Below are 17,641 nucleotides of genomic sequence, written 5' to 3' on the forward strand. Positions count from 1 at the left end.
CTCCGCTGCTGTCGCGACAGCAAGTTCTTGAATGAGCAGGCTGGTTCTTCAGACCAGCCGGAAACTGATGGCGCCCAAGGCGCCGTAGTCGACGTGGAAGGTGTCGCCGCGCGCGCCCGTCACGGGGCGCGTGAATGAGCCCGCGAGCACCACTTCGCCCGCCTGCAGGCCCTCGTCCCACTGGGCCAGGCGGTTGGCCAGCCAGGCCACGCCATGGGCGGGATGGTCGAGCACCGCCGCGGCCAGGCCGGATTCCTCGATGATGCCGTTGCGGTACAGCAGCGCGCCGGTCCAGCGCAGGTCCACCGCGTCGGGGCGCACGGGCCGTCCGCCCAGCACGATGCCGGCGTTGGCCGCGTTGTCCGAGATGGTGTCGGTGACCTTGCGGATCACGCGCGTCTCGCGGTCGAACTGTTCGATGCGGGCGTCGATGATCTCCACGGCCGGGGTCACGAACTCGGTGGCGCGCAGCACGTCGAAAAGCGTCACGTTGGGGCCCTTCAGGGGCTGGGCCAGGATGAAGGCCAGCTCGACCTCGATGCGCGGCGCGATGAAGGTCTCGAAAGGAATGTCGTGGCCGCTGTCGAAGAACATCGCATCGAACAGCGTGCCGTAGTCCGGCTCGTCGATCTGGCTGGCCTGCTGCATGGCGCGCGAGGTCAGTCCGATCTTGTGGCCGCGCACCTGCTGGCCGCGCGCCCGCTTCAGGCCACACCAGGCGCGCGCGATGGCGTAGCCGTCGGCGATGGTCATGTCCGGAAAGCGGCGCGAGAAATGGCGCACCTGCACGCGAGTCCGTTCGGCCTGGTCCAGCTCGGCCGCCAGGTCGGCGATCTGGGTATCGGTCAGCGTCATGCGGCGTCCTTGGTCCAGCGGATCGAGGCGTTGGCCGACAGCGGCACGGTCCGCGACGCGCCGGCCTTGGCCGATGCGCGCTCGTAGGCCAGTGCGGCGATGGCCAGGTCGGACAGGCCCATGCCCATGGCCTTGAACAGCGTGACGTCGCCGTTGCCGCCATCGGTCAGGCCGCCGCGCTTGATGACGTCGGACAGGGTCTGCACGCCGGCCCATTGCGGCGCGTCGGCGCCGTATCGTTCGCGCAGTTCGCGCGAGCCGCGGCGTGCGTTGTCCAGGTCGTCCACGACCACCGCCCGGGCGCGCTCGAATACGTCGGGGAAGAACTCCGCGTTGGCCGGCAGGATGGCGCCGACGGCGTTCAGGTGAGCCTGCGGGGCCAGCAGCCTGGCCTCGAAGAAAGGGTCGGTGGCGCGGGTCACGATGGTGACCAGCGAGGCGCCGTCGGTGGCGGCTTCCAGGCTGCCGGCCACCGTGACGTCGGCCTGGGGAAGGCCGGCGCGCAGCTTGTCGGCGAAGGCCTGCCGGCGCGCGGTGTCGCGGCTCCAGACGCGCACACGGCGCAGGGGCCGCACGGCGTTGATGGCATGGACCTGCGCGATGGCCTGCCGGCCGGTGCCCACGATGGCCAGGTCATCGGCCTGGGCCGGCGCGAGCCAGCGGGTGCCCAGCGCCGTCATGGCCGAGGTGCGGATCTGGCCCAGGGTGTTCGCTTCCATCATGGCCAGCAGGCTGCCGTCCTGCGTGCCGAACAGCGAGAACACCGCCTTGGCGCCGTTGGGCGTATGGACCCAGGTCTTGAAGCCGCACACGCCCAGGCGCGGCGAGGCCGAGGCCAGCGCGTGCATGGCGCCGCCGCCGTCGCCCAGGGAGCCCAGCGCCTTGGGCACGTTGAAGGCGGCGCCGTCGGCGATCTCGATCAGGTTGCGTTCCAGCGCATCGATGGCGTCGTCCATGGGCACGTGCCCGGCGACGTCGGCTTCGGTCAGCCAGAGAGCGGTATCTTTCATGTGTGTCTTCACAAATTGGGAGAGTCAGAATCGGCGGACAATGCCCGCCACGAAGGCCGTCCGCAGCCGTCAACGCCCGGCGGGCAGATGGGCCTGGCTGGACTTGCGCGCGATGCGCCACGCCTGGCCGTCATGGACCAGGCGGTCTTCGCAGCGGCGGATGCCGATGGGCGCGAGCGGCTGCGGCGTGTCCTGGTCCAGGTGCGCCTCGTAGGCCATCAGGTAGAAGCGCACGGTTGCCTGGTTCTCGCCCCGCAGGCTGACCACGGGATTCAGGATGGCATGGAAGGTGCGGCGCTGCGGCGAACGCGCGTCCAGCGCCGCCTTGATCGCCGCATGGCCTTCCAGTGCCTTGCCCTGCCGTTCCCACACGCCGTCCTCGGCGAACAGGGCCAGCGCGCGATCGTGCGCATTCGTGTCGAGCGCGTCGAAGAAGCCGTACACGACTTCCAGGCAATCGAAGTGCGATGTCGTCGTCATCATCAAGCCTCCTGCCGGGTGCCGTGGCGCAGCACGCCCACGCCGGTGACCTCGACCTCGAACCGGTCGCCGGGGCGCAGATAACGGGGCGGCTTGCGGGTCATGCCCACGCCCTCGGGCGTGCCGGTGGCGATGATGTCGCCCGCGCGCAGCGTGGTGAAGGCGCTGAGATAGGAGATGAGGACCGGAATGGAATAGATCAGGTCGTCCAGGCCCCCGTTCTGCATCTCGTCGCCGTTCAGGCGGCCGATGACGCGCACCTCGCGCGGGTCGGGCAGCGCATCGGCGGGCACGATCCACGGGCCCAGCGCGCCGGAGCGCTCGAAGTTCTTGCCCGGCGTGGCCTGGCGATTGTGCATCTGGAAGTCGCGCACCGAGTTCTCGGCCATGCAGGTGTAGCCGCCCACGTATTCCAGGGCGCGCTCCACCGGCACGTGGCGTGCGGTCTTGCCGATGACCACCGCCAGCTCGGCCTCGTAGTCCAGCTGGTCGGAGTTCTTCGGGCAGACCACGTCGTCGCCATGGCCCACGAACGAATCGGCGAACCGGGGAAAGACCGAGGCATGGGCGGCGTCGCTGCGACCCATCTCCTGTACGTGCTTGCCGTAGTTCAGGCCCGCGCAGATGATCTTGGTATCGGGCAGGACGGGCGGCAGCCAGCGCACGCCCGCGATGGGCAAGGCGGTGCGCTTGGCCGCCGATGCCCCCGCGGCCAGCGCGTCGCCGTAGTTGCGGGCGCCGGGCAGAAGTTCGACGGATTCATCTGCGACGATGCCCCAGACGGCCTGGCCATCGTGTTCCAGTCTTGCGATCTTCATTGCGGACTCCAGTACGGAAAACAGAAATTTCGGAAAAGCTCCGCCTGGGCGCGGGCGGAGGGCCTGCGCCAAGAGGACATGACTACGGGTTGGGCCGCACGCCTTCGCTCTGCGCAGGCGTGCCGCCGGATGTTTTAGGTGCGGGCCGCCTTGTGCGGGTCGGGATAGCGGTAGGCGCCGATCAGCAGGATGCCCACGGCGCACACGGCGCACACGATGCCGGCGGTCACCATCACGAGGTCATAGCTGCGGAAGCGGTCGAAGGCCAGGCCGTACACGGCGGGACCGAACATCGTGCCCAGGCAGAACAGCGAGATCAGCACGCCGTAGATGGCGCCGAAGTTCTTCAGGCCGAAGTAGCGCTTGACGAAGAACGGCACCAGGTCGCCTTCGGCGCCGATCAGCATGCCGGTCAGCATCGCGCCCAGCGCAAGCTGCATGTAGGGCGTCTCGTGCGTCGCGGTGCCCAGCAGGGCCACGCCGCAGCCGCCCAGCAGGAACACCACGGCGGCCAGCACTCGCGCGGGAATGTAGTCCAGCAGCAGGCCGACCAGGAAGCGGCCCATCGTCAGTCCGATGGCGGAGAACGCCGCGCCGGCCGCCGCCATCTCGGGCGACACGCCGTTGTCCGACAGCAGCGCCGGCACGTGCACGATGCTGCCCAGGCCCACCGCCGCGATCAACGCCACGCACAGGCCGATCAGCCAGAAGCGCGGATTGGTGAAGGCGGTCCGGGGCGCATCGCCCGTCAGGGCGGGGGCCGCGCCCGCCGTCGCCTTGGCCGCTTGTGCCTGGGTGGGAATGCGCCGCAGCATGGTGTGGGCGAGAAAGCCGATGACCGCCGCGACCGCAGCCAGCAGCAGGTAGGCCGTCTGCCAGTCGTAATGGCGGATCATCCAGCCGGTGAACAGCGGCGCCAGGGCCGCGCCTATGCCCGCGCCGATCGAGGCGATGCCGAAGGCCAGCCCGACGCGGCGCTCGAAGGCGTAGGCCAGGATGGGCAGGTAGCCGACCGGCGAGGTCGCCACGCCCAGTAGGCCCAGCAGGAAGACCTTGGCGCCCAGCGCGGTGGTGGTCAGCGGGCCCGCCGCCAGCAGCAGCAGGCCGATCACGAAACAGATGATGGAAACGCCGATGACGCGCTGGTAGCCGTAGCGGTCCATCAGCCTGCCCGCCACCGGCGAGCTGACGGCCAGGCCCAGCGAGGCCAGCGCCATGCAGCTGGCGGCCGTGCCGCGGCCCACGCCCAGCGACTGGGCGATGGGCAGCAGGAATACCCCGGTGGTGCCGGCGAACAGCGCGGTGTACCCGCCCGCCAGGCCTAGTGATGTCGCTGCGACCAGGGCGATGCTGCGCTGGTTCTGGCCCCGCTTGGCCATGTCGTCGGGCGTGCCGTGCGCCGCGTAGTTCTCGATTGAACTGTCCACGTATGTCTCCTCGCTGTCTCTCTTCTGGATAGCGTGGCGGCCAATTTATCAGAGCGTTTTTCGCGGAAACACTGAAAGTTCTGCATCAACGAAATGCACCGGATGAATCGGGCCCGACGGGCGGCATGCACGGGTTGAATAAGCGAGTTCGGATTATTCAGCGAAGCCCGCGAGGCGCCGGCGACGTGGCGGGCGCTGAAGAAAGGGAGGCAGACTTTGGGCGCGACCGCGCTATCGCCGCGGCTCGCCCGGCAGCTGCAACACCATCTTGGCGACGATGTTGCGCTGGATCTCGTTGGTGCCGCCGTAGATGGTCGTGACCAGCGATTGCAGGAACGGCATGCAGGGAATCTGCGTGCTGCCATCGCCCATGCGCGTGCCCGTCCAGCTGCCGCCCGCCTCGTCCGCCCACCGGATGATCTCCCGCGAGATCCGGACATAGGTCTCGGTGGCCAGGATCTTCAACGCGGACACCGATGGCGGCAGCAGGTCCCCGCGCCGGACGATGTCGGCGAAGGCGCCGTAGGTCGCCTCCAGTTCGGCCACGGCCCCCAGCATGTCCGCGTAGACGTGGTTGAACTCGGGCAGGTCGAACAGCGACAGGCTGTGCGCCAGCTGTTCCAGGTGGTGCAGCGCCTGGCGGGACTGCTGCGGACTGCCCGCGAAGACGCGCTCGTAGCCCAGCAGGTCCTTCGCGATGCCCCACCCGCCGTTCAATGTGCCCACCAGGTTCTCCCCGGGCACCTTCACGTCCTCGAAGAAGACCTCGCAGAACTCCTGCTCGCCGACGATGTTGGTGATCGGCCGGACCGTGACGCCGGGCGTGGACAGGTCGATCAACAGGAAACTGATGCCCGCCTGCGGCTTGGCGCTCTTGTCTGTGCGCACCAGCGCGAACATGTAGTTCGCGTCGTGGGCCAGCGTGGTCCAGATCTTCTGGCCGTTGACGACGAAGACGTCGCCCTCGCGCCGTGCGTCGGTGCGCAGCGAGGCCAGGTCCGAGCCCGCGTTGGGCTCGGAATAGCCCTGGCACCAGATGTCCTGCCCGGCCAGGATGCGCGGCAGGTACCTGGCCTTCTGCGCCTCGCTGCCGTGCTGGATGAGCAGCGGACCGATGTTGATGATGCCCTGGTCGGGAAGGCGCGCCGCGCCCCAAGCCTCCATCTCTTCGAAGAAGATCAGCAGCTTGGCGGGCGCCAGCGCCATGCCGCCATGCTGTCTGGGCCACGCGGGCGCCAGCCAGCCGTGGCGGGACAGGGTCAGGTACCACTCGCGCACGTCGGCCCAGCGCAGCCGGCGCGGCACGTGCCGCAGGTGCTGGGGATAGTGGTCGCGCAGGAAGGCCCGGACCATGGCGCGGAAGTCGTCGTCGGCCAGCGCGTTGTAGTCGTCGGTTTGCGCCACCACGGCGCTCTCCTCGCTTTCGCGGCGCGGCCGCAGGCTCAGGTAGCGCGACTGCAGGGCGCGCGGGCTGCCCAGCCAGCTGGAGATTTGCAAGGCGCGCTTCAGGTACAGGCCGACGTCGTACTCGTCGGTGTAGCCGATGGCGCCATGCAGCTGCACGGCGTCGCGGCAAAGGGCGATGACGCGCTCGGCGATTCTTGCCTTGGCCAGCGCGGCGGCGTGGGGCAAGGCGGCGGCGTCATCGCCCACGCGGCGATAGCAATCGGCCAGCAGCGCGCCGCACACCAGCACGCTGGTGTACGCGTCGACCATGCGGTGCTGGAGGGCCTGGTTCGCGCCGATGGGCTTGCCGAACTGCACACGGGTCTTCAGGTAGTCCAGCGTCTGGGCAAACACCTTGCGCGCGATGCCGTACAGCTCGCTGGCCTGGACCAGGCGCGCGGATTCGAGCGCAGCCTGCACGGCCGCGTCCACCACCTCGCCCTCGCCCACCATGCGGTTCAGGGGCAGCACGGCATCGATCTGCAAGGCGCACAGCAGGCTGCCGTCGGCGCGCACTTCGGTTTCCACGGTCAGGCCGGGATCATCGGCGCGCACCCACACCAGCGTGGGCGACTGGCCGATGCGGCCGTGCACCAGCCATCCCTGCGCGTCGACCGGCGCCACCCAGCGCTTGGCGCCCTCCAGATGCAGGCGATCGCCGTCCAGGCGGATCGAGGTGGATACGGACGTGGGCAGCAACTCGCCCGGATTCTCCTGCCACGCCAGGCCCGCCACGATGTCGCCGCGGACGACGCCTTGCAGCAGCTCGGCCGCCAGCGGGTGGTCCGCGAAGCGCGGCAGCACCAGCGACATGAGCATGCCCGCGCCCAGATACGGCTCGGGCAAGGGTTGCTCGCCCACGGCCACGCCCATGGCCCCCAGCACTTCGATGTCCAGGCCCAGGCCGCCCAGCGGCTCCGGCACCGTGGCCGAGGTCCAGCCCGCTTCCGCCAGCTGCTTCCAGACGGCCGCGTCCCAGCCCGGCCGCGTGCCGCGCAGCGCGCGCAGGCGCGATAGGGGGGAGACCTGGGCCAGGATGCCCGCGGCCGCCTCCATGAATTCGGCGTGGCGCGGCAAGGCGCCGAACAGCGCGTGGGGGGCTAGCGTTTCCATGATGACCTCGAGAATGACGTGGACGGGCTCGTGACTGGAATTCTAGGAACGGCGCCGCCCCCGATTCATAACGTCCCGCTGAGACCAGCTATTCGGCGCGCCGGCGCCCGCCGCGCCCTTTTCTTTCTAGAATCGGACCATGAGAGACGCGGCCACGAAGAAAACATCGGGGACATCGACAAGCATGAGCAGCGATCAGGACCAAGCAGGCTGGGACCTCAAGGCCTTGCGGATATTCTCGATGGTGGCGCGCCACGGCAGCATCACCAAGGTGGCCATCGACCTGGGCGTGAGCCAACCGGCCGTCAGCCGCTATCTGTCGATGCTGGAAAAACAATGCGGCGGATACCTGTTCACGCGCAACGGCCGCGGCGTGGGCCTGACGGACCTGGGCGCGCAGATCCTGCCCGTGGCCGAGCAGGTGCTGTCCAGCGCCCATGACCTGAACGACGTGGTGGCGGCCGCGCAGGGCAGCGTGTCGGGCGTGGTGCGCCTGGGCACTTTGCCGTCGCTGAGCGAGCCGCTGATCGTGCCGCTGCTGCTGCGCCTGCAGCGCGAATATCCCCGCATCCACATGCAGGTAGTGGATAGCGCCGCCGGGCAGATCGAGAACTGGCTGCAGCGGCGCGAGATCGACATCGGCCTGCCGTACCGCAGCCACGATGCGCTGGGCAGCGACGAGGACGTGCTGATGCGCCTGCCTTCTTACCTGATCGGGCCGCCGGGCGACCAGGTGACCAGCGCGCCGCAGGTGCCGTTCGTCAAGCTCGATGGGTTGCCGCTGGTGCTGTCGCGCAAGCCTTCTTCGGTGCGCATGATGCTCGACGAGATGGGCAAGCGCAACGGCATCGCCATCAACGTGCCCATCGAGGCGGACTCGGGTTTGATCCAGAAGCAGATGGTGGTCCGCCGCGGCGGCTACACGGTGCTGCCCTGGCACGTCGTGGCCGGCGAGGTCGCGGCCGGCGAGCTGCAGGCCGCCGAGATCGTGCAGCCCGGCGTGCTGCGCATCGTGTCCCTGATGCATTCCGACCGCCCCACCCAGGCGGTCAAGACCGTGGTGTCGATGCTGCGCGAGATCGTCGGCGAAACGGTCGGCCGGCTGTCCGCGCGCGCCTGACGAAGCAACGGCCCCGTCAAGACCCATCACGGCCTCGAACCCTACACACAGGAAGCCCCATGCCGCACCCGCTTTCCCACATCCGCGTGCTCGACCTGAGCCGCGTGCTTGCCGGTCCCTGGGCCAGCCAGACGCTTGCCGACCTGGGCGCCGCGGTCACCAAGGTCGAACAGCCCGAGGTGGGCGACGATACGCGCGCCTGGGGCCCGCCGTTCCTGCATCGCCCCGACGGCTCGCGCACGCACGAGTCGGGCTATTACCTGATCTGCAATCGCGGCAAGCGCTCCATCACGGTGAACCTGAAGACGCAGGAAGGCCAGGACATCGTGCGGCGGCTGGCCAAGGATGCCGACGTGGTGCTGGAGAACTTCAAGGTCGGCACGCTGGACAAGCTGGGCCTGGGCTACGAGGACCTGCGCAAGGAAAATCCGAGCCTGGTCTATTGCTCGATCACCGGCTTTGGCCAGTCGGGGCCGCGTGCGAAGCAGCCCGCGTACGATTTCATGATCCAGGCGATGAGCGGGCTGATGAGCATCACCGGCGAACCGGATCATCTGCCGGGCGGCGGGCCGATGAAGATCGGCGTGCCGATGGTCGACCTGATCACCGGCCTGTATGCCACCACCGGCATCCTGGCCGCGCTGGCGCGCCGCGCGCACACGGGCGAAGGCGAGCACGTCGACATGGCCATGCTGGACGTGGGCGTGACGCTGCTGGCCAACCAGGCCATGAACTATCTGCTGACCGACAGTGTGCCGCCGCGGCGCGGCAACCGGCATCCCAACATCCAGCCGCAACGGGTCTTCGAGTGCCGTGACGGCCGGATCATCATGGCCATCGGGTCGGACAGCCAGTTCGCCAAGCTGTGCAAGGTGCTGGGGCATCCCGACATGGCACAGGACGAGCGCTTCCGGACCAACGCGGGCCGCGTCACCAACCTGCCCGAGCTGGACGCCTGGCTGGACGAACAGCTGGTGCACCACGACAAGCGCGTGCTGCTGGACGCGCTGGAGCGGGAAGGCGTGCCGTCCGCGCCGATCAACGACATCGCCGAGGTGTTCCAGGATCCGCAGACGCGCCATCGCGAGATGCTCTTTCACGTCGAACATCCCGACGGCATGCGCATTCCGCAGGTCCGCAGCCCGTTCAGGTTCAAGAATTCCGAGCTGCGGCTGGACCAGGCGCCGCCCACCGTCGGGCTGCATACCGACGAGGTGCTGGGCGAGTTGGGGCTGGCTGAGGAGCAGATCGCGGCGCTGCGCGCCGCCAAGGCGATCTGAGGGGGCAGGCCGCGGGCCGCGCCGGGTGGCCGGCCCGCGGCACCGGACGCGCGGCTCGGCAAGAAAGACAAAGGGCGGGGTCCTGACTGAACCCCGCCCTTTTTTTTGCTCAAGACCCCGTCAGACCGTGACCCCGGCCTTCACGATGACGTCCTTCCACTTCGCCTGCTCGCGCTGGATGCGCTGGCCCAGCTGTTCGGGCGTGTCCAGCAGGATGGTGTAGCCCTGCTCTTGGACACGGCTCTTGGTGGCGGGCTCCTGCAAGGCTTTCCTGAACGCCTGGGACAGGGTCGCCACCACTTCCGGCGGCGTTCTGGGCGGCGCCAGCACGTAGTTGATCGCGCCGGATTCGAAGCCGGGCACCGTGGCCGCGATGGTGGGCACGTCCGGCAGCGCGGGATGCGGCGCCAGCGTGCCGATGCCCAGGGCCCGCAGCCCGCCGGAGCGGATGTGCGGCAGCACCGTGGAGATGGTGTCGATGGTCAGCTGTACGCGGCCGGCCAGCAGATCCGTCATCGCCGGCCCGCTGCCCTTGTATGGCACGTGCGTCATCTGCACGCCGGCCATCAGGTTGAACATTTCGCCCGACAGATGCGAACTCGACCCGGGACCCGAGCTGGAGAAGTTAAGCTTGCCCGGCTGGCTCTTGGCCAAGGCGATCAGCTCGGCCACGGTCCTGGCGGGCACGCTCGGATGCACGACCAGCACGTTGGGCGCGTCGAACAAGGGTCCCACGGGCACGAACTGATCGGGATCGTACGGGATGCTCTTGAACAGGTAAGGGTTGATCAGCTGCGTGCCCGGCGTGGCCATGAGCAGGCTGTAGCCGTCCGGCGCGGCCTTCGATATGAAGTCGGCGGCGAGGACGCCGCCCGCGCCCGGCTTGTTCTCCACGACCAAGGTTTGGGCCAGGCCGCGGGTGACGGGCTCGCTGATCAGGCGGGCAAACGCGTCCGAAGCGCCGCCCGCGGCGAACGGCACGATGAAGCGCACCGGGCGCTCGGCCTTCCACGTCGCGGCGGCGCGCGCCGAGGCGAACATTGCCGGGCCCGCGGCGGCCAGGATCCCCATCGACACGCAGAATCTGCGCCTTGTATTCATTGTCTGTCTCCTTGTCGGCCCGGGCGTGATCGCCCTTTTGCTTGATTGTCGGTCTGCATGTAGCCAGCGGTCGCCGTGCTGTTCGAGGCTGGCTGACGTATGGTAGGCAATCGGCCGCGTTTTCGACTTATCACGATCTGCATATCAGGTATGCACGTTCTGGTACGAACGAGGCCGCACCAGCGCACCAGAATGGCGGGCACGAATGCTCGTGGATTGCCGAACAAGGAGGGTGGAGATGGGGCGTTTCGACGACAGGATCATCCTGATCACCGGGGCCGCGCATGGCCAGGGCGCGGAAGAGGCCACGCGCTGCATCGAGGAAGGCGGGATCGTGTTCCTGGCCGACATCGACGACGAGGCCGGAACGGCGCTGGCCGGCTCGCTGGGCGCCAGGGCGCACTACCTGCGCCTGGACGTCGGCCAGCAAGCCGATTGGCAGCGGGCCATGGCCGAGATCGCCAAAGCGGGACCGCTGTACGGCCTGGTGAACAACGCGGCCATCTATCGGCCCCAGCCGCTGCTGGACACGTCCGTGGCGTCGTTCGACCAGCACGTGCAGATCAACCTGCGCGGCAGTTTCCTGGGGATGCAGCACGCGGCGCGGGCGATGGCGGCGGCCGGCTCGGGCACGATCGTCAACATCTCGTCGACGGCCGGGCTGCGCGCCTCGCCGGGCTCTTTCGCCTACAGCGCCACGAAGTGGGGACTGCGCGGCATGACCTTGTCCGCCGCCGCCGGCCTTGCCGCGCAGGGCATCCGCGTCAATGCGGTCTATCCGGGGCCGATCGACACGGACATGCTCAAGGTCAAGACGGCCGACGAACTGGCCGCGCGGGTGAAGCGCGTGCCCATGGCGCGCCTGGGCACGTGCAGCGAGGTGGCGGCGGCGGTGCTGTTCCTGCTGTCGGACGACAGCGCGTACATGACGGGCGCCGAGTTGACCGTGGATGGCGGGGCGACGCTGTAACGGTCTGCGGTTGCGCGCCCCGTCCGCCAGGCGGGATCGAGCCCGGACAGCGCGCCGCTACTGCGCGCCCCCCGTCGCGCTGGACACGTACTTCGCCAGGGCCTGCACATCGGCATCGCTGAGCCCCTTGAAGGCCGGCATGACGCCGATGCCATTGCGTACCGCCTTTTCCACGCGGCTGGCATCCGGCTTCATTTCGTCCAGGTCCGGACCGATGGTGCCAGCCGCGCCGGCGTCGGCCAGGGTATGGCAGACGGCACAGGCCGGGGTGGCGCCCTTGAGGAACAGGGTGCGCCCGGCCTCGGCGTTCTGCGTGTCGGCCGCGCACGCCGAACCGCCCGCCAGGAACAACAGGCCCGCCGCCAGCGCGGCCCACGCCCGTCGCCCGGCCGGGCGACGGGAAGCAACATACCTCAGGCTGCCGTGCATCGATGCCGCCATGATCAGGACACGACGACCGTCAGCGCATGGTCGCGCCAACTGCTGTTGAGATAGCCGTCCAGGTTCTCGGCGCGCGCCTCGACCTGCACATTGCCCGCCGTGTCCTCGACGCGGCTGGCCAACACGTGCTTGCCGGCGGGCAATTCCACCGGCAGCGCGAACTGCCGCCAGGCGTACTTGCCCAGGTCCGGTCCCACCAGCGCGGCCTGCTTCCAGGTCTTGCCGCCATCGACGGACACGTCCACCCGCTTGACCGCATGCATGCCGCCGAAGGCCACGCCGCGCACCACGGCGCGCCCTCCCTTGACCGCCTGGCCTTCCGCGCCGGGGCCCGTGATCCAGGACTTGGGCTCCATGGCCCAGACCGAGGGATGCTCGGGGCCGGGCTTGGCATCCATCGGCACCAGGCGGTAGCCGCTCTGCTGGATCTTCGCCGGGCTCTGCTCGGCCGTGAAGGCCAGCCGCTTGATGTACTTGACGTTGTTCACGCCGGTATAGCCCGGCACGATCAGGCGCAGCGGGCCGCCGTGGGCCAGCGACAGCGGCTCGCCGTTCATTTCCCAGGCCAGCATGGCGTCCTGCATGGCGTCGCGCGGTACCGAGCGTTCCACCAGCAAGGTCTTGGGGTCCAGGCCCTCCGGCAGGGTTTCGCCGCCCGTGCCCGTCATGTAGGGCAGCGAGCCTTCGAGGCCGCCCAGGTGCTCGACCAGGACGCGAACCGGCAGGCCCGTCCACATGACGCAACCGGCGGCGCCGACCTGCCACTGCGTGCCGCTGCGCTTGTCGGGAAAGAATCCGCGGCCATTGCCCGAGCACTGCAGCACCGTGGCCATCGTGTCCATGCCCAGGGTCTTGAGTTCGCCCAGGCTCAGCGTGCGCGGTTGCTTGACGCCCTGGACCTGCACCGTCCAGGCGTCCCGGTCATTCAGGATGGCGGGATCGGGCGGCGGCAGGTTGTTGCGGATGTAGAGCTGCCGCGACGGCGTGACGACGCCGTCGCCGAACGCGCCGCGCCGGGTCTCGATGGTGTTGGCGCTGTGCACGATGACGCTGTCGGCGTCTTTCCAGGCGGCATAGGGCGGCAACGGCTTTGCCGCCGCCGGCTTGGTGGCGGTTTCGCTGGCGCGCCCGATGCCTGGCGCGCCCAGGCCGGCCGCGGCCAGTGCGCCGGCGCTGCCGGCCAGCAGGCGGCGGCGTCCGGGATTGCGGGGGATTGTCTCCATGTCATGCGTCTCCGGTTGTCGCGCCTTGCGAGGCAGGCGCGGGTTTTTATCGGCCCGGCGAGTTGCGGCCCTCTGCATCATCGGCACCGCCCTCCTTTATGTCAACAAGTACTAAAGAACTATAGATTTATGCTTTTTCAGATATAAGCGTATTGGATAACCGCTCCGCCCCCGCGAGGCCTCCGAGGGTCTGGTCGCGTTGCGTGATACAGAACTTGACATTTAATCAACCAACTAGTAGATTGGAATCAGCTTCTGCCGTCGCGTCCGCAGCTCGGACCACGCCGCGGCCTATGGAAAAACATGGACACTACCCCGGAACTCTCCCCCCGCGCCGCTGAAATCGCCGAACACGCGAAGGCGTTGCTGGCCATCGGCGGCTACAACGGCTTCAGCTACGCCGACATCTCCGAGCGCGTGCACATCGGCAAGGCGAGCATCCATCATCACTTTCCCAGCAAGGCCGAACTGGTGCATACCGTGGTGGTGATCCACCGCGAACAGGCGCGTTCGGGCCTGGCGTCGCTGGATCGCCAGATCGAGGATCCGCTGGCCCGGCTCAATGCCTATACCGGCTATTGGGCCCAGTGCATCCGCGAGAACACCGCTCCCATCTGCATCTGCGCGATGCTGGCGGCCGAGTTGCCCGCCATCCCCAGCGACATCGCGCACGAGGTGCGCGGGTACTTCAATGACCTGTCCGGCTGGCTGGCCTCGGTGATCGAGCAAGGCGCCGCCATGGGCAAGTTCCAGTTGCAGGACGAGCCGGCCGTCGAGGCCCACAGCTTCATGGCCTCGGTGCATGGCGCGATGCTGTCCGCGCGGGCGCTGGGCAATGCGGAGACATTCGAGTCGATCACGCAGGCCGCGATCGGACGGATTGCCGTGCCAGCTTGAACGCGGGTGAACAGGCCGGACCCTCCGGCCTTATCCTGCCGCATTTTACCGACCAACTAGTTGATTGCAGTTGTAAACCGCGCCGGACGGGCCGGTTTCCCGGATATCCGAGACTTGCCGTCTTCCCCGCTTCCAAATGGAAACCTTTTGATCGCTTCGAGTCGTGTTTACTGTCCTTAGATGATGAGCGGGATGCCAGCGCCCGGCCTACGGACGCCATCCCGCCGCAAGGAGGTCGCCATGCTGTCCCCTATCGCCCCGTTGGAAAGCCCGTATGTGCAAGCCATCCGAGCCGTGCGGCGCACCGTGGCAGCCGATGCCGCCACGACGGCAGCGGCGCAGCGTGCCGCGCACGAGGCAGCCATGGCGAATGCGGTGACGGCCCCGGTCCGCGCGCACCATGCTCCGCGCGTGAGCCAGGACCTGCTGCGCGACCAGTATGCCGACGAGCGCATGCACCGCGCGGTGACGGAATACCAGCCGGCCGCGGCGAACTACGCGTCGGCCAACTGGGGCTCGGTCGACACCCTGCTGCCGCTGCAGCCGTACCGCGTGGCACTGGGCAATCCGCCGGTGGAAAGCTTCGGCCCCATGCTGGCCTCCACGCTGCGCCGGCTGGATGTGCCGCGCATCGAAAGCACGGGCCTGGATGACGGCTTCGAAAGCGCCCGCCAGCGCAAGCGGATGGCCAATTGGCCTTGAGGCGTGCCATGACGACGCGAGCAGCCTGAACGCGCCGCCTCATGACCGGCGCGACTTCGCAGCGTACTGTTCGATCAGCAATCCGTTGGGACGACGGGAGTACCATCCCGTTACCGCGCGGCCCATGCCCGCGCCCTACCTGATTCCAACGGAGCCTGCCTTGAAATACCGCAAACTCGGCCGTACCGATCTCGATGTCAGCCTGATCGGCCTGGGCACCATGACCTGGGGCGAGCAGAACACCGAAGCCGACGCGCACGCGCAACTGGACTACGCGCTGGAGCGCGGCGTGAACCTGGTGGACGCGGCCGAGATGTACCCCGTGCCGCCCAAGCCCGAGACCCAGGGCCTGACCGAGACCTACATCGGCACGTGGCTGGCCAAGACCGGCCGCCGCAAGGACATCGTGCTGGCCAGCAAGGTGGCCGGCCCGGTGCGCGATCCGAAGCGCCCCGGCCACATCCGCGACGGCAAGACCTTCCTGGACCGCAAGAACCTGACCGCCGCGCTGGACGCCAGCCTGAAGCGCCTGCAGACGGACTACCTGGACCTGTACCAGCTGCACTGGCCCGACCGCACCACCAACACGTTCGGCCAGCTGGCCTATCCGTGGGTGGAAGACGAGCACACGGTTCCCGTGGCCGAGACGCTGGAGGTGCTGCAGGACTTCGTGCGCGCGGGCAAGGTTCGCCACGTGGGCGTGTCGAACGAAACGCCATGGGGCATGGCGCAGTTCATCAAGCACGCCGAGGCCGGTCTGCCGCGCGTGGCGTCCATCCAGAACCCGTACAGCCTGCTGAACCGCGTGTTCGAGATCGGGCTGTCCGAGTTCTCGCACCGCGAAGGCGTGGGCCTGTTGGCCTACTCGCCGCTGGCGATGGGCGTGCTGGCGGGCAAGTACCTGAACGGCGCACGGCCGGAAGGCGCACGCATGACGCTGTTCACGCGTTTCACTCGCTACAGCAATCCGCAGGCGGAAGCGGCCACGGCCGAATACGTGGCGCTGGCCCGGGAACACGGCCTGTCGCCCGCGCAAATGGCGCTGGCCTGGGTGAACCAGCGGCCGTTCGTCACCAGTAATCTGATGGGCGCGACGACGCTCGCGCAACTGAAGGAGAACATCGAGAGCGTGGATGTGACGCTGGATGCAGACGTGCTGAAGGCCATCGAGGCCATCCACGCGCGGCATCCGAATCCGGCGCCCTGAGCACGGACGGGCTCGGGCCGGATCGGACATCGATGGCGGCAGACGGCGGGTGCCGCCGCCTTCCGCCGATGTACCGGGCACGGCCGGTCTTTACAGCCCCACCGCCTTCAACTGCGTCGCCGCCCTGTCGCCAGGCAGGATGCGCGGCTGCTTGGCGCGGCGCAGATCCGACAGGAAATTGTCGCGCCACTTGGCCAGATCGTAGCCGCGCAGCCGTTTCATCAGGGACTCATAACGCGCGGCGCGTTCGGCCAGCGGCATGCGCAGTGCGCGGTCCAGCGTCAGCGCCATGCCCTCGATGTCATAGGGGTTGACCAGCAGCGCGCCGTCTTCCATTTCGCGCGCCGCGCCCGCGAATTCCGACAGCACCAGCACCCCGGGATCGTCGGGCGGCTGGGCCGCCACGTATTCCTTGGCCACGAGGTTCATGCCGTCGCGCAGCGGCGTCACGAAGCCGACCTGCGAGGCGCGCATCAGCGGCATCAGCACCGAGCGTTCGTACGAGCGGTTCATATACCGCAACGGCGTCCACGCCAACTCGCCCCACTTGCCGTTGATGCGGCCGGCGGTGCGCTCCAGTTCGCGGCGGATCTCGCGGTAGCCCAGCACGTCCGAGCGCGAGGACGGCGCGATCTGCACGAAGGATACCGACGAGCGATGGCCCGGCACGCGCTCCAGCAGCTGCTCGAAGGCGTTGAAGCGCTCGACCAGGCCCTTGCTGTAGTCCAGCCGGTCGACACTGATGATGAGTTTGCGGTCGGACAGCCCGGACTTCAGCGCAACCACCTGGCGCGACCGGTCGGCGCGCGACATCTGCGCCACCGAATCCGGATCGATGCCGATGGGATAGGCGCCCATGCGCACCTGCCGCCCGTTCGCGGTCAGCACGTGGCCCGCGCGCTGCGCACGCAGGTAACGCACGCAATAGTCGCCGAAGGCCAACTGGTCGGCTTCCGTCTGGAAGCCCAGCAGGTCGTAGGCGCACATCGCCTGCGCCAGCTCGCGGCTGGGCGGCACGGTGCGGAACACTTCTGGGCCGGGAAACGGAATGTGCAGGAAGAACCCGATGCGGTTCTCGATGCCCAGGTCGCGGCAATAGCGGCCCAGGGCCAATAGATGGTAGTCGTGGACCCAGATGATGTCGTCGGGCTTGAGCAGCGGCGCAAGGCGCCGCGCGAAGTCGCGGTTCACCTGCAGATAGCCTTCGTAGTCCTTGCGCTGAAAGCTGCTGATGTCGGCACGGTAGTGGAAGGTGGGCCACAGCGTGGCGTTGGAGAAGCCGCGGTAGAAGCGGTCGTAGTCACGCTTGGCCAACGGGAAGGTGCAGTAGTCGATGCCGTCGTGCGAGGTGGTGGCCACGTCGACCTGCGCGCTGTCTTCCACGGTCTCGCCGTTCCAGCCCAGCCACATGCCTCCGGAGCCGCGCAACGCATCGTAGACGCCGACGGCAAGTCCACCGGTGGCCTTGCCATCGGCCGCCTGGGTGACACGATTCGAGACGACGATCAATCTGCTCATGAAGCACTCCCGTTAGTTGTTCTGGAACGCGCC

Annotated in this window: 16 protein-coding genes; 6 read left to right on the forward strand and 10 right to left on the reverse strand. The window is 68.3% G+C overall.

The window, feature by feature from the left end; all coding sequences use genetic code 11:
* Positions 1 to 48 precede the first annotated feature (48 nt).
* From hpaH to FS845_RS25130, 6 genes are all read right to left on the reverse strand, one after another.
* Positions 49 to 855 (reverse strand): 2-oxo-hept-4-ene-1,7-dioate hydratase, encoded by an 807-nt coding sequence (hpaH, locus tag FS845_RS25105; protein WP_144640930.1) that lies wholly within the window; start codon positions 853 to 855, stop codon positions 49 to 51.
* On the reverse strand, positions 852 to 1,865 hold the full coding sequence (locus tag FS845_RS25110) for an ornithine cyclodeaminase family protein (RefSeq protein ID WP_144640933.1): 1,014 nt from the start codon (positions 1,863 to 1,865) through the stop codon (positions 852 to 854). The genes hpaH and FS845_RS25110 overlap by 4 nt, the downstream gene beginning before the upstream one ends.
* 69 nt (positions 1,866 to 1,934) lie before the next feature.
* The gene (locus tag FS845_RS25115; protein ID WP_144640935.1) at positions 1,935 to 2,348 is read right to left on the reverse strand and encodes a nuclear transport factor 2 family protein; all 414 of its coding nucleotides are present in this window, start codon (positions 2,346 to 2,348) and stop codon (positions 1,935 to 1,937) included.
* Positions 2,348 to 3,163 carry a fumarylacetoacetate hydrolase family protein gene (locus FS845_RS25120; protein ID WP_144640937.1) on the reverse strand — a complete coding sequence of 272 codons (816 nt, stop codon included), beginning with the start codon at positions 3,161 to 3,163 and terminating at the stop codon, positions 2,348 to 2,350. The genes FS845_RS25115 and FS845_RS25120 overlap by 1 nt, the downstream gene beginning before the upstream one ends.
* A 134-nt stretch (positions 3,164 to 3,297) precedes the next feature.
* Entirely contained in the window at positions 3,298 to 4,590 is a 1,293-nt protein-coding gene (locus FS845_RS25125) for an MFS transporter (protein ID WP_144640939.1), read from the reverse strand.
* A gap of 231 nt (positions 4,591 to 4,821) precedes the next feature.
* Complete coding sequence (locus tag FS845_RS25130) at positions 4,822 to 7,149, reverse strand: acyl-CoA dehydrogenase (protein ID WP_144640941.1); 2,328 nt, start codon at positions 7,147 to 7,149, stop codon at positions 4,822 to 4,824.
* Positions 7,150 to 7,333: 184 nt separating this feature from the next.
* On the opposite strand from FS845_RS25130, the gene FS845_RS25135 reads away from it, so the two are divergent.
* Complete coding sequence (locus FS845_RS25135; RefSeq protein WP_144640943.1) at positions 7,334 to 8,269, forward strand: LysR family transcriptional regulator; 936 nt, start codon at positions 7,334 to 7,336, stop codon at positions 8,267 to 8,269.
* A 59-nt stretch (positions 8,270 to 8,328) separates the two neighbouring features.
* On the forward strand, positions 8,329 to 9,549 hold the full coding sequence (locus tag FS845_RS25140; protein ID WP_144640945.1) for a CaiB/BaiF CoA transferase family protein: 1,221 nt from the start codon (positions 8,329 to 8,331) through the stop codon (positions 9,547 to 9,549).
* A gap of 120 nt (positions 9,550 to 9,669) precedes the next feature.
* Here the strand turns inward: FS845_RS25140 and FS845_RS25145 are convergent, their stop codons facing one another.
* Entirely contained in the window at positions 9,670 to 10,650 is a 981-nt protein-coding gene (locus tag FS845_RS25145; RefSeq protein WP_144640947.1) for a Bug family tripartite tricarboxylate transporter substrate binding protein, read from the reverse strand.
* Positions 10,651 to 10,888: 238 nt separating this feature from the next.
* On the opposite strand from FS845_RS25145, the gene FS845_RS25150 reads away from it, so the two are divergent.
* Positions 10,889 to 11,620: an SDR family NAD(P)-dependent oxidoreductase gene (locus FS845_RS25150; RefSeq protein WP_144640949.1), complete on the forward strand. Its 732-nt coding sequence runs from the start codon at positions 10,889 to 10,891 to the stop codon at positions 11,618 to 11,620.
* Positions 11,621 to 11,677: 57 nt separating this feature from the next.
* On the opposite strand, the gene FS845_RS25155 is transcribed toward FS845_RS25150, so the two are convergent.
* A complete protein-coding gene (locus tag FS845_RS25155) occupies positions 11,678 to 12,061 on the reverse strand; it encodes a c-type cytochrome (RefSeq protein WP_144640951.1) in 384 nt (127 codons plus the stop codon).
* 2 nt (positions 12,062 to 12,063) lie between these two features.
* A complete protein-coding gene (locus FS845_RS25160; RefSeq protein ID WP_144640954.1) occupies positions 12,064 to 13,284 on the reverse strand; it encodes a sulfite oxidase in 1,221 nt (406 codons plus the stop codon).
* A 303-nt stretch (positions 13,285 to 13,587) separates the two neighbouring features.
* Here FS845_RS25160 and FS845_RS25165 point away from each other — a divergent pair, with 303 nt between their 5' ends.
* From FS845_RS25165 to FS845_RS25175, 3 genes are all read left to right on the forward strand, one after another.
* Entirely contained in the window at positions 13,588 to 14,181 is a 594-nt protein-coding gene (locus FS845_RS25165; protein ID WP_144640957.1) for a TetR/AcrR family transcriptional regulator, read from the forward strand.
* A gap of 240 nt (positions 14,182 to 14,421) precedes the next feature.
* Positions 14,422 to 14,883 (forward strand): hypothetical protein, encoded by a 462-nt coding sequence (locus FS845_RS25170; protein WP_144640960.1) that lies wholly within the window; start codon positions 14,422 to 14,424, stop codon positions 14,881 to 14,883.
* A 160-nt stretch (positions 14,884 to 15,043) separates the two neighbouring features.
* The gene (locus tag FS845_RS25175) at positions 15,044 to 16,090 is read left to right on the forward strand and encodes an NADP(H)-dependent aldo-keto reductase (protein WP_186332419.1); all 1,047 of its coding nucleotides are present in this window, start codon (positions 15,044 to 15,046) and stop codon (positions 16,088 to 16,090) included.
* 90 nt (positions 16,091 to 16,180) lie between these two features.
* Here FS845_RS25175 and otsA read toward each other — a convergent pair whose 3' ends face one another.
* The gene (gene otsA, locus FS845_RS25180; RefSeq protein ID WP_144640965.1) at positions 16,181 to 17,608 is read right to left on the reverse strand and encodes an alpha,alpha-trehalose-phosphate synthase (UDP-forming); all 1,428 of its coding nucleotides are present in this window, start codon (positions 17,606 to 17,608) and stop codon (positions 16,181 to 16,183) included.
* Between the last annotated feature and the right edge of the window lie 33 nt (positions 17,609 to 17,641).

It is taken from the genome of Bordetella genomosp. 13, assembly GCF_007679965.1.
In the GTDB taxonomy this organism is placed as follows: Bacteria; Pseudomonadota; Gammaproteobacteria; order Burkholderiales; family Burkholderiaceae_B; genus Bordetella.

Bases quoted from the DNA above. Each gene is read 5' to 3' on its own strand.
- FS845_RS25115 (WP_144640935.1), bottom strand. From the start codon at position 2,348: ATGATGACGACGACATCGCACTTCGATTGCCTGGAAGTCGTGTACGGC.
- FS845_RS25155 (WP_144640951.1), bottom strand. From the start codon at position 12,061: ATGGCGGCATCGATGCACGGCAGCCTGAGGTATGTTGCTTCCCGTCGC.
- otsA (WP_144640965.1), bottom strand. From the start codon at position 17,608: ATGAGCAGATTGATCGTCGTCTCGAATCGTGTCACCCAGGCGGCCGAT.
- FS845_RS25165 (WP_144640957.1), top strand. From the start codon at position 13,588: ATGGACACTACCCCGGAACTCTCCCCCCGCGCCGCTGAAATCGCCGAA.
- FS845_RS25150 (WP_144640949.1), top strand. From the start codon at position 10,889: ATGGGGCGTTTCGACGACAGGATCATCCTGATCACCGGGGCCGCGCAT.
- FS845_RS25130 (WP_144640941.1), bottom strand. From the start codon at position 7,149: ATGGAAACGCTAGCCCCCCACGCGCTGTTCGGCGCCTTGCCGCGCCAC.
- FS845_RS25160 (WP_144640954.1), bottom strand. From the start codon at position 13,284: ATGGAGACAATCCCCCGCAATCCCGGACGCCGCCGCCTGCTGGCCGGC.
- FS845_RS25110 (WP_144640933.1), bottom strand. From the start codon at position 1,865: ATGAAAGATACCGCTCTCTGGCTGACCGAAGCCGACGTCGCCGGGCAC.
- FS845_RS25170 (WP_144640960.1), top strand. From the start codon at position 14,422: ATGCTGTCCCCTATCGCCCCGTTGGAAAGCCCGTATGTGCAAGCCATC.
- FS845_RS25140 (WP_144640945.1), top strand. From the start codon at position 8,329: ATGCCGCACCCGCTTTCCCACATCCGCGTGCTCGACCTGAGCCGCGTG.
- FS845_RS25120 (WP_144640937.1), bottom strand. From the start codon at position 3,163: ATGAAGATCGCAAGACTGGAACACGATGGCCAGGCCGTCTGGGGCATC.
- hpaH (WP_144640930.1), bottom strand. From the start codon at position 855: ATGACGCTGACCGATACCCAGATCGCCGACCTGGCGGCCGAGCTGGAC.
- FS845_RS25135 (WP_144640943.1), top strand. From the start codon at position 7,334: ATGAGCAGCGATCAGGACCAAGCAGGCTGGGACCTCAAGGCCTTGCGG.
- FS845_RS25145 (WP_144640947.1), bottom strand. From the start codon at position 10,650: ATGAATACAAGGCGCAGATTCTGCGTGTCGATGGGGATCCTGGCCGCC.